Annotated in this window: 23 protein-coding genes; 4 read left to right on the top strand and 19 right to left on the bottom strand. The window is 61.2% G+C overall.

Features of this window, described 5'->3' with window-relative positions; genetic code table 11:
* Window positions 1-625 precede the first annotated feature (625 nt).
* Complete coding sequence (ilvD, locus tag VE009_RS20485; protein WP_325010870.1) at window positions 626-2,314, top strand: dihydroxy-acid dehydratase; 1,689 nt, start codon at window positions 626-628, stop codon at window positions 2,312-2,314.
* Between the two features lie 53 nt (window positions 2,315-2,367).
* Here ilvD and VE009_RS20480 read toward each other — a convergent pair whose 3' ends face one another.
* The 12 genes from VE009_RS20480 to VE009_RS20425 form a co-directional block, all read right to left on the bottom strand.
* Window positions 2,368-3,216: an NAD(P)-dependent oxidoreductase gene (locus VE009_RS20480; RefSeq protein WP_325010868.1), complete on the bottom strand. Its 849-nt coding sequence runs from the start codon at window positions 3,214-3,216 to the stop codon at window positions 2,368-2,370.
* Between the two features lie 14 nt (window positions 3,217-3,230).
* Window positions 3,231-4,214, bottom strand: a complete 984-nt coding sequence (locus tag VE009_RS20475) for an aldo/keto reductase (RefSeq protein WP_325010866.1) — start codon at window positions 4,212-4,214, stop codon at window positions 3,231-3,233.
* 95 nt (window positions 4,215-4,309) lie between these two features.
* Window positions 4,310-5,131 (bottom strand): carbohydrate ABC transporter permease, encoded by an 822-nt coding sequence (locus VE009_RS20470; protein WP_325010864.1) that lies wholly within the window; start codon window positions 5,129-5,131, stop codon window positions 4,310-4,312.
* Between the two features lie 12 nt (window positions 5,132-5,143).
* On the bottom strand, window positions 5,144-6,094 hold the full coding sequence (locus tag VE009_RS20465) for a sugar ABC transporter permease (RefSeq protein ID WP_325010862.1): 951 nt from the start codon (window positions 6,092-6,094) through the stop codon (window positions 5,144-5,146).
* Window positions 6,095-6,184: 90 nt separating this feature from the next.
* The gene (locus tag VE009_RS20460; protein ID WP_325010860.1) at window positions 6,185-7,498 is read right to left on the bottom strand and encodes an ABC transporter substrate-binding protein; all 1,314 of its coding nucleotides are present in this window, start codon (window positions 7,496-7,498) and stop codon (window positions 6,185-6,187) included.
* A 140-nt stretch (window positions 7,499-7,638) separates the two neighbouring features.
* Complete coding sequence (locus tag VE009_RS20455; protein WP_325010858.1) at window positions 7,639-8,823, bottom strand: response regulator transcription factor; 1,185 nt, start codon at window positions 8,821-8,823, stop codon at window positions 7,639-7,641.
* On the bottom strand, window positions 8,820-10,181 hold the full coding sequence (locus tag VE009_RS20450) for an ABC transporter substrate-binding protein (RefSeq protein WP_325010856.1): 1,362 nt from the start codon (window positions 10,179-10,181) through the stop codon (window positions 8,820-8,822). The genes VE009_RS20455 and VE009_RS20450 overlap by 4 nt, the downstream gene beginning before the upstream one ends.
* A complete protein-coding gene (locus VE009_RS20445) occupies window positions 10,162-11,970 on the bottom strand; it encodes a sensor histidine kinase (RefSeq protein WP_325010854.1) in 1,809 nt (602 codons plus the stop codon). Before VE009_RS20445 ends, VE009_RS20450 begins: the two co-directional genes overlap by 20 nt.
* A 159-nt stretch (window positions 11,971-12,129) precedes the next feature.
* Complete coding sequence (locus VE009_RS20440; protein ID WP_325010852.1) at window positions 12,130-12,936, bottom strand: pyruvate, water dikinase regulatory protein; 807 nt, start codon at window positions 12,934-12,936, stop codon at window positions 12,130-12,132.
* Window positions 12,937-12,963: 27 nt separating this feature from the next.
* Complete coding sequence (locus VE009_RS20435; protein WP_325010850.1) at window positions 12,964-13,242, bottom strand: YciI family protein; 279 nt, start codon at window positions 13,240-13,242, stop codon at window positions 12,964-12,966.
* Window positions 13,243-13,387: 145 nt separating this feature from the next.
* Window positions 13,388-14,452 carry a hypothetical protein gene (locus tag VE009_RS20430; RefSeq protein ID WP_325010848.1) on the bottom strand — a complete coding sequence of 355 codons (1,065 nt, stop codon included), beginning with the start codon at window positions 14,450-14,452 and terminating at the stop codon, window positions 13,388-13,390.
* A gap of 46 nt (window positions 14,453-14,498) precedes the next feature.
* The gene (locus VE009_RS20425) at window positions 14,499-15,266 is read right to left on the bottom strand and encodes a pseudouridine synthase (RefSeq protein ID WP_325010846.1); all 768 of its coding nucleotides are present in this window, start codon (window positions 15,264-15,266) and stop codon (window positions 14,499-14,501) included.
* A gap of 109 nt (window positions 15,267-15,375) precedes the next feature.
* Between VE009_RS20425 and VE009_RS20420 the strand changes: the two genes are divergently transcribed.
* Both VE009_RS20420 and VE009_RS20415 read left to right on the top strand, forming a co-directional pair.
* A complete protein-coding gene (locus VE009_RS20420) occupies window positions 15,376-15,936 on the top strand; it encodes a thioredoxin family protein (protein ID WP_325010845.1) in 561 nt (186 codons plus the stop codon).
* Entirely contained in the window at window positions 15,933-16,424 is a 492-nt protein-coding gene (locus VE009_RS20415) for a PCYCGC motif-containing (lipo)protein (protein WP_325010843.1), read from the top strand. The genes VE009_RS20420 and VE009_RS20415 overlap by 4 nt, the downstream gene beginning before the upstream one ends.
* A 50-nt stretch (window positions 16,425-16,474) precedes the next feature.
* Here the strand turns inward: VE009_RS20415 and VE009_RS20410 are convergent, their stop codons facing one another.
* Genes VE009_RS20410 through VE009_RS20400 form a run of 3 tightly spaced genes read right to left on the bottom strand, consistent with a single transcriptional unit; the run spans window position 16,475 to window position 18,822 of the window.
* On the bottom strand, window positions 16,475-16,891 hold the full coding sequence (locus VE009_RS20410) for a DUF309 domain-containing protein (protein WP_325010841.1): 417 nt from the start codon (window positions 16,889-16,891) through the stop codon (window positions 16,475-16,477).
* The gene (locus tag VE009_RS20405; protein WP_325010839.1) at window positions 16,888-17,694 is read right to left on the bottom strand and encodes a GTP pyrophosphokinase family protein; all 807 of its coding nucleotides are present in this window, start codon (window positions 17,692-17,694) and stop codon (window positions 16,888-16,890) included. The genes VE009_RS20410 and VE009_RS20405 overlap by 4 nt, the downstream gene beginning before the upstream one ends.
* Before the next feature lie 42 nt (window positions 17,695-17,736).
* Window positions 17,737-18,822: a quinone-dependent dihydroorotate dehydrogenase gene (locus VE009_RS20400; protein ID WP_325010831.1), complete on the bottom strand. Its 1,086-nt coding sequence runs from the start codon at window positions 18,820-18,822 to the stop codon at window positions 17,737-17,739.
* 164 nt (window positions 18,823-18,986) lie between these two features.
* On the opposite strand from VE009_RS20400, the gene VE009_RS20395 reads away from it, so the two are divergent.
* Window positions 18,987-19,127, top strand: coding sequence for a hypothetical protein (locus VE009_RS20395; RefSeq protein WP_325010829.1), 141 nt, complete (start codon window positions 18,987-18,989; stop codon window positions 19,125-19,127).
* 144 nt (window positions 19,128-19,271) lie between these two features.
* Here VE009_RS20395 and VE009_RS20390 read toward each other — a convergent pair whose 3' ends face one another.
* The 4 genes from VE009_RS20390 to VE009_RS20375 form a co-directional block, all read right to left on the bottom strand.
* A complete protein-coding gene (locus VE009_RS20390) occupies window positions 19,272-20,834 on the bottom strand; it encodes a stalk domain-containing protein (protein WP_325010827.1) in 1,563 nt (520 codons plus the stop codon).
* A 28-nt stretch (window positions 20,835-20,862) separates the two neighbouring features.
* Complete coding sequence (locus VE009_RS20385; RefSeq protein WP_325010885.1) at window positions 20,863-23,214, bottom strand: Ig-like domain repeat protein; 2,352 nt, start codon at window positions 23,212-23,214, stop codon at window positions 20,863-20,865.
* Between the two features lie 171 nt (window positions 23,215-23,385).
* Window positions 23,386-23,622 carry a ferredoxin gene (locus VE009_RS20380; protein ID WP_325010825.1) on the bottom strand — a complete coding sequence of 79 codons (237 nt, stop codon included), beginning with the start codon at window positions 23,620-23,622 and terminating at the stop codon, window positions 23,386-23,388.
* Window positions 23,623-23,833: 211 nt separating this feature from the next.
* The gene (locus tag VE009_RS20375) at window positions 23,834-25,114 is read right to left on the bottom strand and encodes a DNA polymerase IV (protein WP_325010883.1); all 1,281 of its coding nucleotides are present in this window, start codon (window positions 25,112-25,114) and stop codon (window positions 23,834-23,836) included.
* Window positions 25,115-25,249 lie beyond the last annotated feature (135 nt).

Below are 25,249 nucleotides of genomic sequence, written 5' to 3'. Positions count from 1 at the left end.
TTCGCGGTGCGTGTAGTCGGAGGTTCTCCGACTATTTCGCCTCCGGCGGGCTTCGCGGCCCATTTAGTCGGAGTTTCTCCGACTATTTCGCCTCCCGCGGCCAAACCGCTTACAGACCGCCGCCGCGCCGTCCAAACGCCGAATAAGGAACATTTGTCCCTTACAAACCGCCGCCGCGCCGCCCAACCGCCGAATAAGGAACATTTGACCCTTACAGAATGCCGCCGCGCCGCCCAACCGCCGAATAAGGAACATTTGTCCCTTACAGACCGCCGCTATGCCGCCCTACCGCCGAATAAGGAACATTTGTCCCTTGTAGACCGCCGCCGCGCCGCCCAACCGCCGATTAAGGAACATTTGTCCTTTGCAGTCCGCCACCGCGCTGCACAACCGCCAAATAAGGAACATTTGTCCTTTGCAAACCCCCGCCGCGCCGCCCAACCGCCAAATAAAGAACATTTGTCCCTTAAAAACCGCCGCCGCACGCCTTTCGCCCCGTTTCTCCCAACGCCCCCGATTTGCCATATCTTTTTCGCTCGTCCACGTGTCGAAATTCGCCCAAATATGTTACACTCGAATGTAATATCCAATTTAACGATTGATGGGACGGAGGAGAGGTTCTCGTATGGCAAAATCCAAAATGCGCTCGGACATGATCAAGCGCGGTTTCGATCGGGCGCCGCATAGAAGCTTGCTGCGCGCGGCAGGCGTGAAGGAAGAGGATTTCGATAAACCGTTTATCGCGGTCTGCAATTCATATATCGACATCGTGCCGGGTCACGTGCACCTGCAGGAATTCGGCAAGCTGGTGAAAGAAGCGATTCGCGAAGCGGGCGGCGTGCCGTTCGAATTCAACACGATCGGCGTCGACGACGGCATCGCGATGGGCCACATCGGCATGCGCTACTCGCTGCCGTCCCGCGAAATTATCGCGGATTCGCTCGAAACGGTCGTCAGCGCGCATTGGTTCGACGGCATGGTGTGCATCCCGAACTGCGACAAAATTACGCCGGGGATGATGATGGGCGCGCTTCGCGTCAACATCCCGACCGTGTTCGTCACCGGCGGCCCGATGAAAGCCGGCAAAACGGCGGACGGCCGCTCCATCTCGCTCTCGTCCGTATTCGAAGGCGTAGGCGCCTACCAAGCGGGCAAAATCGACGAGAAGAGCCTCACCGAACTCGAGCAGTACGGCTGCCCGACTTGCGGCTCCTGCTCCGGCATGTTCACGGCGAACTCGATGAACTGCCTCGCCGAAGCGCTCGGCCTCGCGCTGCCGGGCAACGGCACGATTCTTGCCGTTTCGCCGGAACGCCGCGAATTCGTCAAGCGCTCCGCGAAGCAGCTGATGGAACTCATCAAGATGGACCTGAAGCCTCGCGACATCGTCACCATCGAAGCGATCGACAACGCGTTCGCGCTCGACATGGCGATGGGCGGCTCCACGAACACGGTGCTGCACACGCTCGCGCTCGCGCATGAAGCCGGCATCGAATACCCGATCGGCCGTATCAACGAAGTCGCGGCCCGCGTGCCGCATCTCGCGAAAATCGCGCCGGCGTCCGACTGGCACATCGAGGACGTGCACGAAGCCGGCGGCGTCAGCGCCGTGCTGAACGAGCTCCTTAAGAAGGAAGGCGCCATCCACGGCGATCGGATTACCGTTACGGGCAAGACGATCCGCGAAAACGTCGAAGGCTGCGAAATCCGCAACAAAGAAGTGATTCGCCCGCTGGATAACCCGCACAGCGAGCAAGGCGGCCTGGCCGTTCTGTTCGGCAACCTCGCTCCGGACGGCGCGATCGTTAAGGTCGGCGCGGTGGACAAGTCGGTCGGCGGCTACCACAGCGGCCCGGCGATCTGCTTCGACTCGCAGGAAGAAGCGCTCGCGGGCATCGCGAACGGCAAAGTGAAGGAAGGCCACGTCGTCGTCATCCGCTACGAAGGTCCGAAGGGCGGCCCCGGCATGCCGGAAATGCTCGCTCCGACGTCGCAAATCGTCGGCATGGGTCTCGGCGCGAAGGTCGGCCTCATCACCGACGGCCGCTTCTCCGGCGCGTCGCGCGGCATCTCGATCGGCCACATTTCGCCGGAAGCGGCCGAAGGCGGCCCGATCGCGTTCGTGCACGACGGCGACATCATCGAGCTCGACCTGAACAACCGCCGCATCGAGCTGAAAATCAGCGACGAAGAGCTGGAAGCTCGCCGTAAGGCCGAGTGGAAAGAGTTCGAGCCGAAAGTTCGCACGGGCTACCTGGCGCGCTACTCGAAGCTCGTCACCTCCGCATCGACGGGCGGCGTTATGAAAATTTAATTGCAACTGCCCATAAAAAACCGAGAGCCCGCCAAGGGACTCTCGGTTTTTACTTATTCTACGTAATCCCGCCAGCAATGGCGCGGCTTCCAGCCGAGCAGCCGCTTCGCCTTCGTATTATCGAGCAGCGTCTCGTAGCCTTCGAGCGGCGCGCGAATGTCGGTGACGTTCGGGTACCGCGCGGCCAACAGATCGCGCGTCTTCACGTCCATGCTCGTTTCGTCGTTCGCGACGTTGAGCGCCACCGAGCCGAGCCCTTCCGCTTCGACCGCGAGGCGGCAGGCGGACGCGGCGTCTCTCGCGTCGATATAGCTCCACAGGATGACGTCCCGTTCCTCGGGCTTATGAATGAACGACGGGAAGTCCGCGTACCGCTCCGGCGTAATGACGTTGCCGAACCGCATCGACACGACCTGCATCCCGCAGCGGCGATGGAACATGTCCGCCGTTTGCTCGTTCACAATTTTGGACAGACCATAGCTGTCTTCCGGCTCCTGCGGATGCGCCTCGTCGATCGGCACGTACAGCGGCTCGCGGCGCTTCAGCGGAAACACGAGGCCGTAGGACGATTCCGAAGAAGCCAGCACCGCCTTGCGAATGCCGAGACCCGCCGCCGCTTCGAGCACGTTGTAGGTCGTCATCACGTTGTTCCGGAACGTCCGCTCGTTGGAATGCGTATAGGCTTGCGGAATCGCGGCCAGATGCACGACCGCGTCCGCCCCTTGCAGGACGCCGTATACTTCCCCGAGGTTTTCCAAATCGACGACGACGGTTCGCACCCCCGGCTCCGGGGAGCGGCGCACGTCCGCGTTGACGACCTCGTAGCCGTGTTCAAGAAACTCTTTGACGACCCAGACGCCCAGCAAGCCGCTGCCGCCGGTAACGACTACCCTTTTCTTCAAAGCGCGCCCTCCTCTTAGTACGGTCCGCGAATGTGCGCACGCACCTCGTTCTCGTAAAACTCGCGCAGCCGGCGGCGCTCCTCCGCCGAGAAACCGCCGACTTCGAGCGCGGCGAGGTTTTGCTCGACTTGGCGCGTATCTTTAAAGCCCGGAATAACGCACGTAATGTCGTCGTTCTCCAAAATCCACCGCAGCGCCGCGCTCGCCATCGATCCGCGTCCTTCGCCGATCCACGCGAGCTCGCGGGCGAGGCGAACGCCGGTTTCGAACGGCAGGCCGGCGAACGTTTCGCCGACGTTGAAGCTGTCTCCGTTCCGGTTGAAATTCCGGTGGTCGTCCGGCGCGAACGTCGACGTCTCCGTGAATTTGCCCGTGAGCAGGCCGCTCGCCAGCGGCAGCCGAACCAGAATGCCGACGCCGTTCGCCTTCGCCTTAGGGAACAGCTCCTCTTCCGGCTTTTGGCGGAACAAATTATAAATGACCTGCAGCGCTTTCACGCCAGGGTACTGCAAACAGAGCAGCCCCTCTTCGACGCTCTCGACGCTGACGCCGTAGTGGCGAATCTTGCCTTCCGCCTGCAGCTTGTCCAGTACCTCGAACACGGCGCCGTCGCGGAGGATGTCGATCGGCGGGCAGTGCACCTGGTACAGGTCGATGCAGTCCCGCTCGAGCCGCTTCAGGCTCGCCTCGGCGTACGCGCGCACGGACGCTTCCGAGTACGTCTGCGGATCCCGGATGTCCCCCGCCCGGCAAAACTTCGTCGCGATGTAGACGCGGTCTTCCTTCCCCTTCGTCGCCTTCGCCAGCAGCCGCTCGCTATGGCCGTTGCCGTACACGTCCGCGGTATCGAAGAAGTTGACGCCCGCGTCCATCGCGCGATCGAGCGCGCGCAGCGACTCCTCGTCGCTGACGCTGCCCCACGAGCCCCCGATCGCCCACGTTCCGAAGCTCATCTCGCTCACTTGCAATTGCGTATTGCCTAAAGTTCTGTAATTCATTGCTGATCCACGCTCCTTTGCTTTCCATCCTAACAAGAAAATGCCGCCGCGGGAACCCCCGCGAACGGCAAACCGGTGCATATCGGCGAAATCGATTAGCCTTTGACCGCGCCCTGCGTGAGACCGGCGATGAACTGCTTGCTGAACGCGAGCGCCGCGGCGAGCAGCGGCAGCGTGGCGAGGAACGTCCCCGCCATGATCATCGCGTTGTCGCGGTAGTACACCTTGTTCAGGTTGCGCAGCGCGATTTGAATCGTCTGAATCTCCGCATCCTTCAGCACGACGGACGGCCACAGGAAGTCGTTCCAGACGCCCATGAACGTCAGGATGCCGAGCGACGCGAGCGCCGGCCGAATCGTCGGCAGGACGACGTTCAGATACGTTTGGAAATTGGTGCAGCCGTCGATGCGCGCCGATTCGACCAATTCGTTATGCACCGACGAATCGATGTACTGCTTCAGCCAGAAAATGCCGAACGCCCCGACGAGCCCCGGAACGATGACCGCCTTCAAATCGTTGATCCAGCCGAAGTTCGACATAATGATATATGTCGGAACGAGGCCGAGCTGGCCCGGAATCATAAGCGTCGCCACGATAAACACGAACAGCGGTCCGCGGCCCGGGAATTTCAGCTTCGAGAACGCGAAGGCGGCGAGAGAGCCGAAAAACAGCGTCGACGCCGTCACGATCGAAGCGACCATGACCGTATTCCACAGCGCGAGGAAAAACGGAATTTCTTGAAACACCTTCGTAATGTTTTCGACGTACAATCCCCCCGGGAGCAGCGCCGGCGGAAACCGATTCGTATCCGCCGTCGTCCGCGACCCGATCACGAACATCCAATAAAACGGGAAGAGGGAAAGCACGAGGAAGATCGATACCGCGACATACAACGCAAGCCGTCCGACAGCCTTCATTCGCTTTCCCTCCTAGTTCGCCGATTGGATCTTGCGCGTCAAATACATATTGAAGAACGAGAACACGATGATAATGAGGAACATCACCCAAGCGATCGCCGACGCATAGCCGAACGAGTTTTTCGTGAACGCCGTGTCGTACAAATACAGCACCATCGTGAGCACTTGTCCTTGCGAACCGCCTTGCGCGCCTTGGTACAGGAGCGGTTCGACGAACAGCTGCATGCCGCCGATCGTCGACATGACGACCGTGAACAAGATCATCGGCCGAATCATCGGGATCGTAATGTGGAAAAACTGCTGCCGCTTCGAGGCGCCGTCGATCGTCGCCGCTTCGTACAAATCGTTCGGAATCGACTGCAGCGCCGCCAAATAAATGATCGCGTTATACCCCGTCCAACGCCACATGACCATGATGGACAGCGCCACCTGCGCGCCGAAATACGATGCGCCCCAATCCGTTTTCTCAAGGCCGAACCAAGCGTTCAGCACGTAATTCAGCAGCCCGTAATTGTAGCCGAAAATGCTCGTGAACACGATCGCGACGGCGACCAGCGATGTGACGTTCGGGACGAACAGGCCGACGCGGAAAAACTGCTTGAACCGCAGCGCGTTCGAATTGAGCAAATTGGCGATGACGAGCGCGAAAAACAGCTGCGGCACGGTCGACATGATCCAGATCGAGAACGTGTTGCCGACCGATTTCCAAAACCGCGGGTCGTCCGTCAGGATCCACACGTAGTTTTGGAAGCCGATGAACTCCTTCTCGCCGAGAACGTTCCAAGAGAAAAACGAGATATACCCCGACCACAGCACCGGAAACACCGTAAAGACGCCGAAAACGAGGAAGAACGGTGCGATGTACAAATAGCCGGAAAAGCAATCGCGGAACCGCTGCGTCTGCCACGGCTTACGGACGGACGGTTGGCGTGCGGCCTGAGGCGGGTCGGTGTGCAATACCATCGTAGTGGCCTCCTTTGTTCAGGGTTGTCGGCCTTGCGGGTCGGGACCGGCCGGTTCCGGCCGGCCCCTGACCGCAAGCCGCGCGAGCGATTATTGCCGCAGGTCGCGCTTGATTTGATCCATTGCCGTCTTCCAGGCCGCCTCGCGATCGGTGCCGTTGCGCTCCACTTCCGTGATCGCGTTCGTGAGCGGCGTGTCGACGATGATATATTTCGGACCGTAGTAGACCGGCGTCACCTTCTTCGCCGCTTCGGCGTAGATGCTGCCGACCGGCGCGCCGCTGAAGAAGTCGTCTTTGAATTCTTGGATCGCCGGATCGTCGAACACGCTAGGCGTGGATGGGAAGTTGCCGTTGCTCTTGAACAGCTCCAGCTGGCCTGCCGGCGACAAAATCGTTTTGATCATGTCGTAAGCGACTTGCGCGTTCTTGCTTTCCTTCGGGATCGTCAGGAACGAGCCGCCCCAGTTGCCGCTGCCTTCCGGCATCGCCGCGATGTCCCACTTGCCCGCGGAATCCGGCGCGTTCGCCTTCATGAAGCCGATCATCCACGCCGGCGCCATTTGGACCGCGAAGTCGCCGTTGTTCATCCCTGCGCCCCACTCCGGGGACCACTGCGTAATTTTCGCCGTCAAACCTTCCTGCGCCATGCCCGTCGCCAAATCGTACGCGCGGCGGACGGCCGGGTTCGTCTCGACGATCAGCTCGCCTTTCTCATCGAAGTAATGCTCCGTCGCCTGCCCGATAACGACGTCGAACACGGAGTTCGCGGCGTCGACCATCGGCTTGCCCGTCTTCTCCTTGATCGTCCGGCCGACGTCGACGAACGCTTCCCATGAGGAGAACAGCTTCGACACTTCGTCGCGGTTCGTCGGCAGGCCCGCCTGCTCGAACAAGTCGGTGCGGTACATCGCGGCCATCGGCCCGATATCCGTCGGAATGCCGAAGATGAAGCTGCCGTCTTGGCTGGACGCCTGCACCTTTTTCCATTCCAGGTAGTCGCCCATGATGTCGTTCGCGCCGAAGTCCGCCAAGTTGTAGAACTTGCTTTCGTCCGCCTTGAACTGGTCGATGTAGCCGATCTCCACGAGCGCGATGTCCGGCGCGCCGCTGCCCGCCGCCAGCGCCGTCACGAGGCCGTTGTGATGGTCGGCGTATTCCTGCTGCTGAATGTTCAGCTTAATGTTATGCTCCTTCGCGTATGCCTCCATGAACGGCTCCATGCCCGTGCCGGTGAACAGCCATACGTTCAGCTCGACCGCTTCGCCGGACGAGCCGCCCGCCGAGCCGCTGTCCGCCGTTTTGCCGTCCGAACCGCCGCTGCCGCCGCCTCCGCCGGACGAGCAAGCCGCCGTCACGAATGCCAGCATGACCGAGAAAAGAAGAAGAGCCCCACGTTTCATCATCGGTAATCCCCCTATGTCCTAATTGTCCGGTTCCCGTCCGCTCACTTGTTTTTTGTAAGCGGTTTCGGCTCCGTGAATTAAGGATAAAGGATTCCCGGCGATAAACCCATGAGGCCCATCTCCGATTTTTTGTCGGATTTTCAGATCGTTGTTTTCGAGCGGTATTCGTACGGAGACATCCCCTCCAGCGTCTTGAACATGCGGCTGAAATGCGCCTGATCCGTATAGCCGACCTGCTCGCAGATCGTGTAAATTTTCAGGTTCGTCTCCCGCAGCAGCTTCTTCGCCTGCGCCATCCGCGCTTTCGTCAAATGATGCGTAAACGTCTCGCCCGTTTCGGATTTAAACAAGCCGCTGAGGTAGTTCGGGCTGACGTACAGCGTCTCGGCGAGCGAGGTCAGCGTCAAATCTTCCGCGTACCGCTCCTGGACGAGGTCGAGAGCGGCGCGGACGATGCGGTGCACCTCCGGTGCGGACGCGGCCGGCTCGGCCTCCTGGGGGGCGCCAAGCTGCGCGAGCGCGCTGCGGTACAGCTCCTGCATGTCGCGGAGCTGCGCGGACGCGCCGCCGAACGCCCCGGCGACGTCGAGCCTCGCGACTCGCTTCGCCGTCTCGGCGACGCCCTCCGCCAGCGCGCGGAGCGTATCCGCGGACGGCGGCGGTTCCGCTCCGCGCGCAAGGAACAGCGCGGCGACGACCGCCCGGTCCGTCGGCACGACGACCGGGGTACCGTACGCCGCCATCGCTTCCTCCGCGACGTTCTTCGCGGCGAAGCGCGCCGTCCGCTCCCGGCCGCCGTCCGCCGTCACGGAGAACGCGTACAAAGCGAACCGTTCGAACGGCGGGAACAGCGACTCGTCGTAATACGGCAGCGGCAGCTCATAGCACAAGTCGTGCACGCGCTTCTCGAGCAGACTCTTCGTCCGCAGCTTGCCGACGGCCTCCGCCGCCTTGCGCTCCCGCAGCCGCTCCTCCGCTTGGGCGATGACCCGGCGCATATGGTCGAGCGAGACCGGCTTCAGCAAATATTCGGTCACATGGTACCGAATCGCTTCCTGCGCGTATTCGAAATCGGCGTGGCCGGTCAGCATGACGACGTCGATGTCCGGCCATCGCTCCCGGATGCGCTTCGCCAGCTCCAGACCGTTCACCGCCGGCATGCGGATGTCGGTGATGACGAGGTCGGACCGCTCCGCTTCGAGCGCCTGGAGCGCCTCCTCGCCGTCCTCCGCTTCGCGCACGGCATGGTTCGGTTCGACGTTCGCGATGATCCGCGCCATCGAGGCGCGCACGAACGGTTCGTCGTCGACGAGCAAAATGTTCATTCGGGAATCTCCCCTTTCTCCCACGGTTCCAGCTGCAGCTGCTTATGAATCAGCGTCATCGCTTCGTCCCACGCCTCCTCCGGCGTCGCCTCCCGCTCCTCGACCTTGTCGAGCGCCGCCTCCATGATTTGCGTGACGACGTGCTGCTTGGCGCCTTCGTACGTCGGCCGAACGTTCTTCGCGGCGTCGGAGAAGATGCGTCCGACGGGCGCGTGGCGGAAGAACGGATCCATCTTGTCCCGGATCGCCGGGTCTTCGTAAATGAGCGGCGTCGACGGGAAATTGTTCAGCGACGAGTACAGCGCGAGCTGCTGCTTCGGATCGGTCAACCACCGGATCAGCTCGTAGGCTTCCGTTTTCTTCGAGCTCATGTCGGGAATCGTTAGGAACGATCCGCCCCAGTTGCCGCTGCCTCCGGGCAAATAGGTGACGTCCCAAGCGCCTTGGGCGCCCGGCGCGTTCAGCTTGATGTCGTTGAGCATCCACGAAGGGGACAAAATCGTCGCGAACGCCCCGTCCGAGATGCCCCGCGCCCACTCCGGCGACCAGGACGTCTCGTATGCGGACAGCCCGAGCTCGGAAGCGCGCACCGCCGTATTCCACGCTTCGCGGACGGCGGGGTTGCTCTCAATGACGAGCTCCCCGGTATGCGGGTCGAAATATTGCACGTCCGCTTGAAACAGCACCATCCGATACAGCGTCTTGATTTGATCGATCATCGGCTTGCCGGTTTCCGAGCGAATGCGCTGGCCGACGGCGAGGAAATCGTCCCACGTCGCGATTCTCTTCGCGAGCGCGTTCCGCTCCGTCGGCAGGCCCGCCGCCGCGAACAGCTCCGGGCGGTAAATGACCGCCACCGGCCCGATGTCGGTCGGCAGCCCGTACACGAACGAGCCGTCCGCGTTCGTCGCCTGCTTCCATTTCCACGGCAAATACTGCGTACCGAGATCGCTTGCGCCGAAGTCGGCAAGATTTTGGAAATAGTCCGGAAACTGCTTGAACCGCTCCATGAAGCTGATTTCGATCAGGCAGACGTCCGGCGCGCCGTAGCCGCTCGCGAAGGCGGTCTGCAGGTTGTTGTGGACGTCTTCGTACGTCGAATGAATCAAATTGACCTTCACGTGCGGATGCAGCAGCTCATACCGCTCGACGAGCGTCTCGAGCCCCGAGGAGCCGTACAGCCACATCGTCAGCTCGACTTCGCCGTCTTCCGCCTGCCGGTTGGCCGGCAGCTCGGAGACGTTGATCCGCGGCTGCAGCGAGCCGCAGCCGGTCAGCAGCGCGCACGTCAGCAGCGCGTACAAGAGCCGCGGCAGCCTGCGAGCGCCGTAATGCCGGTTACGCCGATTCGTCCGCATGGGGAACGCCTCCTTCGCCTTTCGTTCGGCCGAGCCTCGGCACTTCGATGTCCACCCTGAGGCCGCCCAGCTCGCCGATGCTGAGCCGGAGCCCGTAATCGCGGCCGTACGTCAGCCCGATGCGCCGATGCAAATTGGACAGCCCGATGCCGGTGTGCATCAAGTCGCCGGGCTCCGTCTTCGCGCCCTGCGCCATCGCCTGCTCCATCTCCTCGAGCGTCATACCGACGCCGTTGTCCTCCACCGTGAACCGCAGCTGCTCCTCGCCGCCGCTCGCGCGGATGCGGATGAGCCACGGGCGGCCCTTCACCTGCTCCAGCCCGTGCGTCAGCGCGTTTTCGACAAGCGGCTGCAGCAGCATTTTCATAACTCTCTCGCCGCGGATCGCCGGGTCCACCTCGATGTCGGTGTGCAGCTTCTCGCCGTACCTCGCCTTCGTAATGGCGATGAAGCGCTGCAGATGCGCGACGTCCTCCTCCACCGTCACGAGGTCGGAGCCGGGCTGAATCGTGTAGCGCAGCAGCTCGCTCAGCTGCAGCACCATGTCGGCGGACGCCTCCTGCCCTTCGCTCATCAACTTCCAATACACCGTATTTAAGGAATTGTATAAGAAATGCGGCCGAAACTGCGCCTTCAGCGCGACGATTTGCGCCTGCTTCTCGCCGATCTGCTTCTCGGACAGCGCCTGCACCGTCTCGTCGAGCCTGGCGAGCATCTGGTTGTAGCTGTCGTACAGCATCGCCGTTTCCCGGTTGCCCGTCGCCCTGCCGAACGGCTTGATGAACCCTTTCTCGAGCCGCGTCAGCCGTTTCGCGAGCAGCGCGATCGGGCGCGCCAGCGTCCAGGCGAAGATCGAGGTGAACAGCGTCGCGGCGAGCAAGCCGGCCGCGCCGATGACCGTGATGCTGCGCTGGATGCTGCGCAAATCGGCGACCGCTTCGTCGGCGGAGATGAACGCCGCCACCCGCCAGCCGCTATACTCCGAATACGCATGCGAAATATAGACGCTCTCGTCGTCCCGCGTCCACTCGAACATGCTTTTCGGATGGTCCCGCAGCTGAGCGAGCAGCGCCGCGTCCATCGGCGCGCCGATCTCCGCCTTGTCGGAGGAGTACACGATCGTGCCGAACGCGTCCACGATGACGATTTTCCCCGACGTGCCGAGGTTCATTTCGCCGACGAGCCGTTCGAGCGCTTCGGCGGGCAGCACGATGAACAAGTTGCCGATTTTCGTGAGACGCTCCCAATCGTTGACCTGGCGCGCGCCGATGAACGCCGGAAACTCGCCGTACCGCCAAGCCGAAGACGCCGTCCACACCATGCGGCCCTTGTTTTCGGCGACCCGGCCGAACCACGGATACGCTCCCGACATCGCCTCCTCCGTCGGGTACATCATGGAGATGAGCGTGTTGGACGTGAAATAATCGCCGCGCAGATTCGTGACATGCAGCACGGAATCGACGGCGATATAGCGAATCTGCTGGCTCATGAACTGCGTCAGCTCGAGCTCGCTGATGTCGCCCGGCAAGCCGCGGTTCGTCCGCAGCAAATACGACTGCAGCGTCGGGCTGAAGGCGATCAGCTGCGTCGCCTTATCGTATTCCTGCAGGTTGACGTCGATCTTCCCGCTTAGCTGATTGACGGACTCGTTCAAATACAGCGCCGTCTTCTCGAGCACGACCTCTGCCGAGTTCCGGTAGGAATAATAGCCGGTGACCGTCAGCACGATTAACAAAATCGCCGAAAACCCGACGATGAGCTGTATGACGATCGGCACTTTTCGGCTCATAACACAACCCCGCTTTCCGGCGTCCGTGGATGTTTGCGCTTACAAAGTAGTTTGCTCTTTATCATAGCAGGACGGCGCGGACGAGGGGAAGAGGTTCCATAAAAAAGCAAAGCGGCCGCTGCCCGCTGCTTTGCTCGGGCGGCCGCCGCCGCGATATCATTAACCGATATGATCCATAATAAGTCCGGCCGTTTCTTCGATCGCCCGATTCGACACGTCGATAACGCGGCAGTCGTAACGATTCATGACGTCTTCGGCATAGCGCAGTTCGAGTTCGACTCGGGCCGGATCGGCGTACTGCGCGCCGAACGGAAGGCCCACGACCTTTAGCCGCTCCGCCCGAATTTTCGCGATTTCCTGCGCATTCATCGTCAGCCCGATCAAGCGCTCGGACCGTACGCGCTTCAGCTCCTCCGGCAGCCTCGCCTCGGGCACGAGCGGCAAATTCGCCACTTTGTACCCTTTGTGCGCGAGATAAATGCTCAGCGGCGTCTTGGACGTGCGGGAGACGCCGAGGATGACGATGTCCGCCGCCGGCATCGACTGCGGTTCCTTCCCGTCGTCGCAGCGGACGGTGAATTCGATCGCTTCCACCCGTTTGAAATATTCGTCGTCCAGCACATGCAAGAGGCCCGGCACCCGCTTCGGCGCATCGTTGAACGTATCCTCGTACGCTTGGATCATCGGTCCCATAATGTCGACCGAGCGGACGCCGAGGCGCAGTGATTCCGCTTTCATCGTTTCGCGCAGCTCGGGCTCGACGAGCGTATACGCGACGAATCCTTTGCGCTCCGCGGCTTCCGTAAGCGCGGCGACGATCTCTTCGTCGGTGCGAATGTTGCCGATCCGCTTGATGCGCACCTGCTCCCGTTGGAACTGCCGGAACGTCGCCCGCACGACCGCCTCCGCCGTTTCGCCGACGGAATCCGAGCACACGTACACCCATCCTTCAGCCCGTTCGTCCAACCCGGAATCCCCCCGCCGCTGTATGACTTATACCTGCAAATTCGCCTTCGCGAGGCCCCACTCGTGAATTTCGTACGTTCTCGCTTTGTGAATAACGTACGGGTCGTTTTCAGCCCATTCCTTCACCTGCTCCTCGGACTCCGCGGCGTACACGAGCATGCCGCCCCAGCCGTCCACGAAACGACCGTACGCCGACAGGACGCCTTCGTTCCATTTCGCCTCCAAATAGTCCAAATGCGCCTGACGGTGTTCCGCGCTTTTCTCCGCGTCGAGCATCGGCAAAAATACGACGTAATGCTTTTTCATCGGAATGGTTCTCCCCTATCGTAATCACTATTCGTTTCCTATAAGGACTATACCCTAAAGCCCGGCGAAAAAAAAGACGAACCTCGGGGATCCCCTCGGCTCGTCTGTCGCGGCGAATCCGGCTTCGCGCCTCGACGTCGGGCGTCTAATGCACCGGCTCGTTCTCGAACATAATCTCGTCGATTTTCTCATTGCCCAGCATGACGGACAAGTTCAGCGATTGATACTCCTTCTCCTTGTCCAGCTCGCGCATCAGCATCGCCGCCACCGCTTCCCGCTCCTCCTCCGTGCACGGATCGCGGAAATCGATGAAGCCCGACAGCTGTCTGTTCGCGATGTCGACGGTCGCCGTTCCGATCGGCAGTCCGCCGCGCTTTTGGTTGTAGATTTCGTACGTGAGCATATCCCCGTCGTCTCGCGCGAGCGTAACGGTAAAATCGCTCTCTGCTTCGATTTCGTCGTCGTCCCAGCCGTTCGTCCAGGAGACGTCTTCGTGCGCCAGCTCGATGCGCTCGAGCTCGTCGCCTTCGTGAAGGATGCGAATATCGAACGTGTCGACCTCGTCCTCGTCGAAATCGGATACGATGAGGTCGGTCACCGCTTCGATTTCGTCCTCGCCGGGCACGAACATGAAGTGGATTTCTCCATAGCAGTCGGTGCCGCGCGTCCGGAATTCCGCCTCGGCAAGGAACTCCATCTCTTGGTCGTACACATGGTACTCGATTTTATTGCGCGATTCGCCGACGACGACCAGCTCGTAATACGCCGCTTTGCGGCCGTCCGGCGTCCGCATCTCGATGCGGTCCAAATTGTCGGCGTCCTCGTCGCCCATCGGCTCGTATTCCTCCGGGTCGAAGTCGCCGCGCCGGCCTGCGGACACCTCCGCCGGCTCCTCCATTTCCTTCTCGCGGCCGGCTTCGTCGCTGCGCGTGGAAATGATGTGGTCGTACGCGCTGTTCGTGACGACGACGTCGCAGTCGACCGCGCGCACCGCCAAGATGAGGTCTTGGATGTAGTTTTGCACGAACTCCACGACCTCTTGTTTATCGGAATCCGATAGGGACGATCGGTCCAGCTGTACGGCCCCGCCGATGCGATCACGCTCTCGATAAACGAGGGTCATATTGCCGGCGTACCGTCCGTTCAGTAAGATGTCGTGAATTTCTCCTCCCGACGTCTTCAGGTCGGGGCGAAGCACGATCGTGGTCATGGCGCATCCCTCCGGGGGTTTGATTGGTTTAGGGCACCCTAAACATTCATTTTTTAGGTTGTCCGGTTTCCCCCGGGGCCATTCGGAGCGATTCCAGCTCGGCTTCCGTCAGTTCGCGCGAAGCGCCCTTCGGCAGCGATTCGTCGAGGACGAGGCTTCCCATCGAGAGCCGCTTCAAGTACGTCACCTTCTTGCCGACCGCCTCGAACATCCGCTTCACTTGATGAAACTTGCCTTCGACGATCGTCAGCTCGATGCGCGAACGCGCTCCCCCCTCCCCGTTCGGCTCCGCCTCCAAGATGCGCAGCTTCGCGGGCAGCGTCACGTAGCCGTCGTCCAGCTCGACGCCGCGCGCGAACGCTTCGCCGTCCGCCTCCGTCACGAGCCCCGCGATGTCGGCGTAATACGTCTTCGGCACATGCTTCTTGGGGGACAGCAGCTTGTGCGCGAGCTGGCCGTCGTTCGTCAGCAGCAGCAGCCCTTCCGTATCCTTGTCCAGCCGTCCGACGGGGAAGGGCTTGAACGCCGCGTGTTCCGCGGACAGCAGATCGACGACGGTGCGGTCCCGCGTGTCCTCCGTCGCGGAGACGACGCCTGCCGGTTTATGCAGCATAATATACACGAATTCGCGGTACTGCACCGTCTTCTCGTCGAACGCGACCGTATCCCGCTCCGGGTCGATCTGCATGCCGCTGTCCTTCGCGCGCTGACCGTTGACGAAGACTCTTCCGTCCTTGACGAATTTCTTGATTTCGCTCCTCGTTCCGTACCCGAGGTGGCCAAGCAGTTTATCCAATCGTTGCTTCGCGCCCATGGCTCGGCATCCGCTCCTTCGCCCGTTCAACGAACCGTCATTAGTGGTCCGTCCCGGATTATAGTATAATAAATTCAAATTTAAACTACCAAACGAGGTGGGGAATTTCATGAGTAAAAAAGCGGCGGCCTCCCGCGGCGCCCGCGGCACGAAAAAATCCGTGTCCCGCAAATTGATCTTTTATTTCTCTATTTTCGCCGCGCTGATCGTCGCGCTCGTCGTCGTCAATCAGCAAGCGAACAAAGCCAGCAGCGACAACGTCTACGGCATCCCGACATCCCAGTTGTCTCCGGAGACGGTCAAGCTTTTGGACAACCCGAACTATCAGAACATTATTTTGCCGGACGAGCTCGACCGGAAAATCGCGGATAAGGAATCGTTCTTCGTGTATTATTTCTCTTCCACATGCCCGTATTGCATGGAGACGACGCCGAAGCTCAATCCGATCATCGATGCGCAGGGCGTCGACGTCGCACAGTTCAACCTCGACGTCTACAGAGACGGGTTTGACACCTACGGCATCGTCTACACGCCTACGCTGGTATACTACGAGAACGGCGTCGAGAAGGAGCGCATCGAAGGCGGTCTCGTCGAAGGCAGCGCGATCAATACGGAACAGACGTTCATCGACTTCTTCGAGCGGAATAAGGGAGGAGCGAACGCATCATGACGCGGCTCCTGCTGCCGTTCGGCCGGTCGAGACTGTTCTCGGTCGCGGCGCTCGGGCTGCTCCTGTTCCTTGCGCTTAGCGGCTGCGCCTCGACCCAAAGCGATGAGCACGCCGATCATGCGGCGCACGGTTTGCCGGACAATTTCGAAACGACGTCCGGTCCGGACGTCCTTCCTTCGTTCCTTAAGGACTACACGGACGCGACGAAGACGTTTTACTCGCAAGTGTATGAACATGCGGACATTTTGAAAGAGCTGAACTGCTACTGCGGCTGCATGGAATATAACGATCCGCACGATTCGCTGTACCGCTGCTTCATCGCCGGCGTCGACGACGATGGGGTCCATTGGACCGACCACGGCGCGAACTGCGGCATCTGCTTGATGGAGCTGCGCGACGCGGTCAAGCTGGCGGACGAAGGCAAGTCCGTCGACGAGATCCGGCATCATATCGATACGACGTACGGAGGCGCGGCCGCGGCTTCGTAACGCTTTAAGCCCCGATCTTCCCGCTTGCGCGGGGGATCGGGGCTTGTCTGTTATGCGTGCTCCGCTTCATCCGGAACGAAGGCGTCGACCGCGGCGGAGAGCAGAGGATCGACGATCTCGATATCGAGGTCTCGGAACGGGTACGGCTTCTCCGCGTGACGCATGAGGCCCGCCAAATGCCGCTCGACGTCCGCCATCAGCTTGTCCAGCCGGATGCCGAGCGTGACGCTCTCGCGCCCCGCCAGCTTCGCCGCCGCCGCGGACAACAGCTTAACGCCTCCGTCGATGTTGCCGTTCCGATGATGGTACAGCCCCACCGCGACCTGCAGCAGCCCTTGGTAGAGCGGGTCCCGCCCTTCCTCGAGCCACAGCTGCTCCATCACCTCGTGGCATTCGAAATAATCCCGCTCCCGGTTGAAATAGGCGAGGAAGGCGACATACAACGGATCGTAGCGGCTTTCCGTCACGACATATGTTCCTTCCGGGCGAGCAGCAGCGCCGCTTGGATTTGTTCGGACAGCTCCCGAAGGCTCCACGGGTCGTCCTTCCCGCCCCACAGCTCGCTGAACCGGTTTTGGAATTGCTGCGCTTCCTTCGCGCGGTTATAGAAGTACAGCTGTTGAATGTCGTTCAGCACTTGGCTGATCAGCGCGGACTGATTTTCGAACAATTTTTGCGCTTCGACGATTTCGGATCGGATTTGCGACATCTCCTCGTCGAGCCGGAATGCGGCTTCCGCCGCCTTCGACAGCCGATCCCGGATATGCTCCGGCAAGTTGCCTTGGAACTTGTAGCTCAGCGAATGCTCGATCGTCGCCCAGAAATTCATCGCGAGCGTCCGAAGCTGAATTTCCGCCAGGATCACCTTCATGCCGAGCGCCGTCTGCACCGGGTACTCCACGATGATGTGGTAGCTTCGGTATCCGCTCGGTTTATTGTTGCGTATGTAGTCTTTCTCGTACAGCACCTTCATATCTTTGCGCGCGCGGATGAGATCCGCCATCTGCTCGATATCCGCGACGAATTGGCACATGATCCGGATGCCCGCGATGTCTTCGATGCCTTCCTCGAGCTTCTCCATCGGGACGTTCAGCCGCTTCGCTTTTTCGAGAATGCTGGACACCCGTTTCACCCGGCCGGTCACAAATTCGATCGGCGAATATTCCTCCCGTTTCTTCATTTCCACGCGCATCGACTTCAGTTTCACTTTCAGCTCTTCCACCGCTTGCTCGTATGGAACGAGGAATTTCCCCCAGTCTCTTCCGTCCATCCGCTGCACCTCCATCTCCGCGACGGCGCTGGGCGCGCCTCTCTATGATTTGCCTACCGCTTCGGCGACGCTGCGGAACCCGTCCGCCAGCGCGCGGCTGCGCACGCCCTCGGCCAATCGGCGCACCAAACCGGGCCCTTCGTATATGAGCGCCGTGTACACCTGTACGAGGGAGGCGCCGGCCCGTATCTTTTCATATGCGTCGTGCGCCGTAAAAATGCCGCCCGTGCCGATGATCGGCAGTTCGCCGCCGGTGGCCCGGTATACGTCCCGAATGACCTCGGTCGACCGCTGTTTGAGCGGCTTCCCGCTAAGGCCGCCCGCTTCCCCGGCATGCGGGTGGCGGATGCCGTCCCGCGACAGCGTCGTATTCGTCGCGACGATTCCGTCCACGCCGGAGAGCGCGACCGCCGCGACCGTGTCGGCGAGCTGCTCGTCCGTCAGGTCGGGCGCGATTTTCACGAGCACCGGCTTGTTAACGCCGCCGGCCTTCGCCGCCAGCGCGTCGCGAGCCGCGGTTACCTCGCCGAGCAGCGCGCGCATCTCGTCCCCTTGCTGGAGGTTGCGCAGCCCCGGCGTATTCGGCGAGCTGACGTTGACGACGAACGCTTGTCCATAGTCGTACAGCGTGTTCAAGTTGCTGACGTAGTCTTCCGCCGCGATTTCGTTCGGCGTCGTTTTGTTCTTGCCGATATTGATAAACAGCGGCACCGGCAGACGACATCGCGACAAACTGTCCGCCATCGCTTCCGCGCCCGCGTTGTTGAAGCCCATCCGGTTGATGAGCGCCTCGTGTTCCTTCAGCCGGAACAGTCGCGGCAGTTCGTTGCCCGGCTGCGCCTTCGGCGTGACGGTGCCGACCTCTACGAAGCCGAAGCCGACGGCCGCGAACGCTTCCGCCGCCGCGCCGTTCTTGTCGAGCCCCGCCGACAGCCCGATCGGATGCGGGAACCGCAGTCCCCACAGCGTCGTTGCAAGCTCGGCGTGCTCCGGCACGCCGTACATCGCCCGCAGCGCGGCAAGCGCGCCCGGCACCCGCTGGGCGGCGGACAGCGCGTCGATCGTAAGGTGATGCGCCCGTTCGGGGTCCATGCGGAATAATATGGATTTGAGCATTGAATACATCATGGAAGTACAACCCGCTTTCAGCGTTTCTCTATCTCCCCTAGTGTAAAAGGTTTTCCAACAAAAAGAAAGCGCGAGGCGCGGTTCCGCGTTGAAAAGGCCCAGGAAACCGATTACAATGGAATTAAGTGTGATGGAGTTCTCATGATTCGAAGGGGAGACGGCATATGGCTAAATTCAAAACGCATCAGCCGCTGCGGAAGCCGCAGAAGGACGATGGCAATCCGAAGGCGCTCAAAATCGTAGGCATTTCGCTCGGCGTTGTGGTGATCGCGCTGATCGCCTTGGTCGTATTCGTCAACAATTAATGCGTTCCGAAATGCAATCATATCGAAGGGGCTGGCCGAACTCATGCGGCTGCCCCTTTTCATTTTGCAGATCATGCTAGAAACGGCGAAGGACCGCCCCCACGCGCGGTGGAGAGGGCGGTCCTTCGTTGTTGCTGCGCAGCGTTAGTCGCGCAGGATGACGGTCGTCGTCGGGCCGTGCCAATCGACGTCCACGCCGATTTGCTCCGCGAAGAAGCGAATCGGCACATAGGTTCGACTTCCCGACACGTACGGCGCGGCATCGATCGACGTCGTCTCCGTCGCGCCGTTCGCCGTCTTCGACACTTCCTGTATGCCAAGCGTCAGCTTGATGTCGCCGGAAGGCCCCGACAGCACGATGTCGTTGCCCTGAAACTCGACGTCATAGCCCATCGCTTCGGCGATCGCGCGAACCGGCACCATCGTCCGGTTCGAACGAATTTCCGGACGCGCGTCGAACGAAATCTCGTCATTATTATACAGCACGCGAATCGAGCCGCTGTTCGTCCAACCGGCCGGCAACGCGTAGAATTCTACTTTGCGAATTTTGCCGTTCAGCGTGTCGGCGACGATCAAGCTGCCGTCCGCAGCGATTGCGACATCGGTCGGACGATCGAGCTGCGCCCGTTCGTCGACGCCGTTCGCTTTGCCGTAATCGCCCGCCGCATTGCCGACGACCGTCACGACATTGCCGTCCTTCAAGTATCGGATGCTGTGGTTCAAGCTGTCTGCGATATACAAACCGCCCTCCGCGTCGACCGCCAGCCCCTTCGGGCTGAAGAAGCGAGCCTCCGCGGCCGGGCCGTCCACGTAAAACCCTTCCGCGTACAACGCGTTATCCTCGTACGCGCCGCCGCCCGCCACCGTCGTCACCGTGCCCGCCGCGAAATCGATATAGCGGATGCGCTGGTTGCCGGTGTCGCTGACGAACAAATTGCCCTTGGCGTCCAGAGCGAGTCCGGACGGCTCGTTGAAAAGCGCTTCCCCGATCGGACCGTCCGCGAAATCGCCGCTATCCTCGATGAGGCCTTCGATCGGCTGGACGACGCGATCGGACGCTTTGGTCAACGTTGTGACCGCGCCGTTCGGAGCGATTTTGCGGATCACGTGGTTCAGCGTGTCCGCTATGTACACGGTGCCGTCCTTCGCGACCGCCACGTCGGAAGGCGCGTAGAACGCCGCTTCCGCGCCGGAGCCGTCTTGGAAGCCGAAGACGCCGTTGCCGGCGATCGTCGAGACGGTACCGTCCCGCGCGATTTTGCGGATCGCGTGGTTGTCCTTGTCCGCGACGTATACGTTGCCCCTCGCGTCGACGTCCAGCCCGGACGGACTCCAGAAGAAGCTGAGCTCGCTGCTGCCGTCCTCCAGCGCGCCGGTCGGCAGGCCGGCGTCGTCGAACAGGACGGACACTTCCGTCCCGGCGAAGACGGACACTTCGCCGCCTGCGATTTTCCGGATGCGATGGTTGCCCGTATCGGCGACGAGCACCGTTCCGTCGCTCAGGACCGCTACGGATGCCGGGTGACGGAACGACGCTTCCGCGGCTGCGCCGTTCCATTCGTCGTATTCGCCGGAGCCGGCAAGGTCGGACGTCTCGATCAAGGGGCGGCCTTCAGGCGAGTAGATGGCCGCGCTTGCGGAAGCGGCTCCCCCGAACAAGAGCGCTGCCGCCAAGCCGCCGATGCCAATCGTTCGTAAAGTTTTCATAGGAACTCCTTTGTCGGGTTCTAGTGAATTAATTGTAATCCGCAACCGCGATCGTTTCGCCGTTCTCGTCTACGAACTGCGCATAGACGAGGCTGATCTCGCCGGTTCCCGTGTACGCGAACGGGATCGTGACGGCCGCGGCGTCGCCGTCCGCGGAAACCGCGCTCGCCGAGCCGAACAGCGACAGCGCGTAAATCGTCTCGCGCTTCGGCGCGCCGCTTACGGTGCCGTCCTGCTTCTTAATCATCTCCGCCGTATAGTTCGGCTGTTGGAAGATCGTTTCTTCATAATATGTACCGTTCGCCCCCGCGCCCGGCGCTTGATACATGACGTTCTGATCGCTCAGGAAGTGCAGCTGCATGCCGTAAATCCGCTTAGCCGTGAAATTGTCGAGCTTCACCTGCAGCGTGAACGTTCCCGCGCCGGATGCCGATTTCGCGATGGTGACCTTCGGCGTGCCCGGATCCGCGTTCTTAACCGTGTGGGATTTGGAATCTTCCGATCCCGTATACTCGTCGCTGCCGGAGTATACCGCTCGGTATGTTTTCGTTCCGGCCGGCCCCGTCGATTTGAATTCGTCGAATTCTACGGCGCCGTTCGATCCCACGGTCTTCGTTTGGAGCAGCGTCGTTCCTTCGTACAGCTGCACCGTACCGTTCGGCGCGCCGCTTCCCGGCGATTGGACGGAAACCTGCGCGGAGAAGCGAAGCGGGTTGTCGATCGTCGACTCCGTCGGCCCGTTCAGCGCGACCGTCGTCGCCGCCTTCTCGACGTTCACCGCGATCGAGAACGACGTGCTCGACTGCAGCGTATCGGATCCCGCGTAAATCGCGCTGATTGCATTGCTGCCGATCGCCAAATGCTGCCGGCTGAGCGCGTTCGTCACATCGAGCTGCGCCACGCCGGATGCGTTCAACGCCGCGGTGCCGATCGTCGTCGTGCCGCGGCGGAACGTTACCGTGCCCGTCGTCACCGGCGAACCGCCGGTGACGGCCACCGACGCCCGCAGAACGACCGCTTCGCCCCGCTTGATCGTCGATTTCGTCGACGTCACCGTCGTCGTGGTCGCAAGGCGCTCCGCGGCTCCGCCGCCGGTTCCCGCGCCGGTCGTCGGCTGCTGTGTCGTCGTGTCGCGTTTTTGCTCCTGCTGGATTTGCTCATTTTGACGCTGCTGCACTCGCTGCTGCACTTGTTGCTGCTGATCCGGGGCAAGCGTCTGCAGGTACCGGTTGATCGCTTCCTGCGTCCGGGTTTCGGCGGCTTGCTGATTTTGCTGCACTTGCTGCTGTTGTTTCGCTTGGACTTGCTGAATGACCGCAGGGGCTTGCTGTTGAATTTGCTGCTGGGTCTCCTGCTTCTGCTGCTGCTTCTGCTGAGCCTGCTGCTGCGCTTGCTGCAGCGCCTGCCGGCGCCGTTCCTCTTCCGCTGGGCTTACCCCCGCGGTGCGGTCGATGACCGGCGCCGGATTGTTCAAGTCGTATTGCCGCTGCGAATCCTGGATCAATTGGTTCGCCGTTTCCACGATCCTGGCGGCTTCTTCCTCGTTGATCACGCCGGATTCCATACTGCTTCGCAGGACCGCATAGAGCGCATTATCAACGTTCTGCCTGTACCGATCGAGCGTTTCTTGTTCCGACAAATTCAACGTGGATTCCCCGAGATCTCCGGTTTGGGAGAGCGTGCCGAGGAGCTCGCGGTTTTCCTCGTCGATCTGCTGTTTGTTCAACAACATCTTCGCGATGACTTCGTCGTCGGCATTCTTGACGAATGCGCTCGGATCGATGAAGCCGATCCCGGCGTCCGTATCGACTTCCGGATAAACGACGACTTGCTGCGCCGGCAGCACCAACGTCGGTTCCCGTCCGTCCGTCGGCGCCGCCGCCACTCGGCCCGCGGCGACGATCAAGGTCGGCAGGCCGGTGATCGGGTCGATGGTAAGGATAAAGTGCGTCCCCCGCACGCCCATCACCGCGGTCGGCGTTTCGACGCGATAAGCAGTGCTGGAACCCGCCATTTTCTCGACTTTATTGTACATGGAGCCCGTCCATGTTTTCAGAGCGGTTTCGGTGCCGCCGCCCGCGTTCGCTTTAAGCTTCGAGAGCGTTCCGTTCCAATTTTCCCCGAGCACGACCTCGTCCTCGGTATCCGCCACTTTCAGGGTGAGGCTGCTGCCTTTCTCGACCTTCACTTTGTCGCCTTCGTTCAGACCCATGCCCGTGAAGGCGCGCATTTCTTTGGTGCCTCCGGCTTTCGTCACTTTGACCGTGCCGGCAACCTCCGTAACCAAGGCGAAACGGGTCGATGCGCCGAACGCCGTCCCCCCGAACATGCTGAACAACATGGTAAAAATAATTGCGTACATCGTCCAACGTTTTGCCATTTTCACGTTTGTTCCTCCCACCCATCGGCGTTAAGATATGGAAACGCCCATTCTCATTTTACGTCCTGAAAGACGAGTCCGCAATGAAAATATGAATAAAAAGAACCTTCCTTTGCTTGCCAGCAAAGGAAGGTTCCTAATTCGTAGGCCGGTCGACCCACGTCGTTCGTTTTAGTTGTTGAAAGGCTCGTCCGCGACCTTGATCGAATCCGTCGGGCAGCCGTCGGAAGCGTCTTGCAGATCGTCGTAGAGGTCTTCCGGAATTTCCGTGACGCCGCGGTTGTTGTCGCCGTCGTAAATGACTTCGGCAAGACCCTCGTCGTCGTAATCGTAGATATCCGGGGCAGTCGCACCGCAAGCGCCGCAAGCGATGCAGGTATCTTTATCTACCCACGTGTACTTTGCCATGAATAATTCCTCCCTATTCTCGTCCCTTGGTTGAAACCTCAATAGTCATCATAATACAACGACGATTAAAATTCAAACGATATTCCGCGGTTCGAATTCCCCGGGACGCTTGCGCGGCAAGGCCGGGGAGCGATCGAAGCCGCTCGGGGGCCGATCCGGCCCGCCCCCGGGCATTCCCGACGCCCGTAGGAGGCCGAATCGGCGCCCGGCGTCAGTCGCTTCCGCCGTCCAAGTGGTCCATCTGCAGCGACGTGCCCCGCTCCTTCTTGTTCCGGATGCGGGCCGACGGGTCGTCGCCTAACATGCCGGCCGTCAGGATCGCGTTCTCGCCGAATTTGTCCCGGATTCGGTCCATCACGCTCGTCAGCTCCGCCCGCTTCGGCTGCACCTCGTATTCGAACAAATCGAGCTGCAGCGGCACCTCGCGCCTCTCGCGCAAATTTTGGCACGCGACGCCGAGCAGCCGGATCGGCGAGCGGTCCGGCCAATGTTTGTCGTACAGCGCGCAAGCCGCCTTGTGAACGACGGCCGCTTCGTCGGTCGGCGCGGGCAGCGTCACCGCCCGGGTGATCGTCCGCATGTCCGGCCGCCGAATCGTAATTTGCACGGTGGCGGCGATGAGCGATTTGCGCCGCAGCCGGCGCGTCACCTGATCGGCCAAATTGAGCAGCACGCGCTTCGCCTCCGCCGGCTCCGTCACGTCCTCCGGCAGCGTGACCGTATGCCCGACCGACTTCGCCTGCTCCCGCTCCGCCGTCACCGGCGCGTCGTCGCGCCCGTTCGCCGCCCGCTTCAGCCACCGCCCATTCGCGCCGAAATGAGCGACGAGGAACGCTTCGTCGGCCTCGGCGAGCGCCCCCAGCGTCCGGATGCCGAGCCGCTCGAGCTTCGCGGCCGTCTTCGCTCCGATGCCGTACAGCTCCACGCACGGCCGCGGCCACAGCGCCGTCGGAACGTCCCGCAGCCGCAGCACCGTAAGCCCGTTTGGCTTCTTCATGTCCGATGCCGTCTTCGCGAGCAGCTTGTTCGGCGCGACGCCGATCGAGCACGGCAGTCCGAGCTCCTCGCGGATGCGCCGCTGCAGCTCCTCCGCGATCTCGACCGGCGTGCCGAACTGCTTCGAGCCGGTAATATCGACGTAGCATTCGTCGATCGACACCGCCTCGACGAGCGGCGATACGTCGCCGACGATGCGCAGGAACGCGAGCGAATAGCTGCGGTACAGATCGAAATCCGGCTTCAGCAGGATGAGCCCCGGACACAGCCGCAGCGCCTCGCGCACCGTCATGCCCGTGCGGACCCCCTTCGCGCGCGCCGGATACGAGGAGGTGACGACGATGCCTTTGCGCGCCTCGACGCTGCCGGCGACCGCGAGCGCCTTGCCGCGGTACAGCTCCGGCTCCGCCGCCTCGTGCACGGAGCAATAGAAGGCGTTCATATCGATATGCAATACGACTCTCCCGTTTTTCGGGTAAGCTTCCTCGTGAGCCATACGTATCATCCCTATTCGTCCTTGCTGCTTTCAGCTTACAATCGGGGGGAATGGCGGTCAAGGCTGCGGCGCGCATAAGAAAAACGTGCCGCACTCTGCCAAACCGTGCTATAATATCCGAAATGCGCACATCTT

It is taken from the genome of Paenibacillus sp., from assembly GCF_035645195.1.
GTDB lineage: Bacteria > Bacillota > Bacilli > Paenibacillales > YIM-B00363 > Paenibacillus_AE.
Note: the sequence above shows the minus strand (reverse complement) of the source record. Positions and strands in the feature narration are given on the sequence as shown.

Excerpts from the sequence above, each read along its gene's own strand:
- VE009_RS20375 (WP_325010883.1), bottom strand. The coding sequence starts at position 25,114 with ATGGCTCACGAGGAAGCTTACCCGAAAAACGGGAGAGTCGTATTGCAT.
- VE009_RS20380 (WP_325010825.1), bottom strand. The coding sequence starts at position 23,622 with ATGGCAAAGTACACGTGGGTAGATAAAGATACCTGCATCGCTTGCGGC.
- VE009_RS20425 (WP_325010846.1), bottom strand. The coding sequence starts at position 15,266 with ATGGGCGCGAAGCAACGATTGGATAAACTGCTTGGCCACCTCGGGTAC.
- VE009_RS20460 (WP_325010860.1), bottom strand. The coding sequence starts at position 7,498 with ATGATGAAACGTGGGGCTCTTCTTCTTTTCTCGGTCATGCTGGCATTC.
- VE009_RS20415 (WP_325010843.1), top strand. The coding sequence starts at position 15,933 with ATGACGCGGCTCCTGCTGCCGTTCGGCCGGTCGAGACTGTTCTCGGTC.
- VE009_RS20455 (WP_325010858.1), bottom strand. The coding sequence starts at position 8,823 with ATGAACATTTTGCTCGTCGACGACGAACCGTTCGTGCGCGCCTCGATG.
- VE009_RS20465 (WP_325010862.1), bottom strand. The coding sequence starts at position 6,094 with ATGGTATTGCACACCGACCCGCCTCAGGCCGCACGCCAACCGTCCGTC.
- VE009_RS20385 (WP_325010885.1), bottom strand. The coding sequence starts at position 23,214 with ATGGCAAAACGTTGGACGATGTACGCAATTATTTTTACCATGTTGTTC.
- VE009_RS20395 (WP_325010829.1), top strand. The coding sequence starts at position 18,987 with ATGGCTAAATTCAAAACGCATCAGCCGCTGCGGAAGCCGCAGAAGGAC.
- VE009_RS20400 (WP_325010831.1), bottom strand. The coding sequence starts at position 18,822 with ATGATGTATTCAATGCTCAAATCCATATTATTCCGCATGGACCCCGAA.
- VE009_RS20405 (WP_325010839.1), bottom strand. The coding sequence starts at position 17,694 with ATGGACGGAAGAGACTGGGGGAAATTCCTCGTTCCATACGAGCAAGCG.
- VE009_RS20470 (WP_325010864.1), bottom strand. The coding sequence starts at position 5,131 with ATGAAGGCTGTCGGACGGCTTGCGTTGTATGTCGCGGTATCGATCTTC.
- ilvD (WP_325010870.1), top strand. The coding sequence starts at position 626 with ATGGCAAAATCCAAAATGCGCTCGGACATGATCAAGCGCGGTTTCGAT.
- VE009_RS20420 (WP_325010845.1), top strand. The coding sequence starts at position 15,376 with ATGAGTAAAAAAGCGGCGGCCTCCCGCGGCGCCCGCGGCACGAAAAAA.
- VE009_RS20450 (WP_325010856.1), bottom strand. The coding sequence starts at position 10,181 with ATGCGGACGAATCGGCGTAACCGGCATTACGGCGCTCGCAGGCTGCCG.
- VE009_RS20435 (WP_325010850.1), bottom strand. The coding sequence starts at position 13,242 with ATGAAAAAGCATTACGTCGTATTTTTGCCGATGCTCGACGCGGAGAAA.
- VE009_RS20430 (WP_325010848.1), bottom strand. The coding sequence starts at position 14,452 with ATGACCACGATCGTGCTTCGCCCCGACCTGAAGACGTCGGGAGGAGAA.
- VE009_RS20390 (WP_325010827.1), bottom strand. The coding sequence starts at position 20,834 with ATGAAAACTTTACGAACGATTGGCATCGGCGGCTTGGCGGCAGCGCTC.
- VE009_RS20445 (WP_325010854.1), bottom strand. The coding sequence starts at position 11,970 with ATGAGCCGAAAAGTGCCGATCGTCATACAGCTCATCGTCGGGTTTTCG.
- VE009_RS20475 (WP_325010866.1), bottom strand. The coding sequence starts at position 4,214 with ATGAATTACAGAACTTTAGGCAATACGCAATTGCAAGTGAGCGAGATG.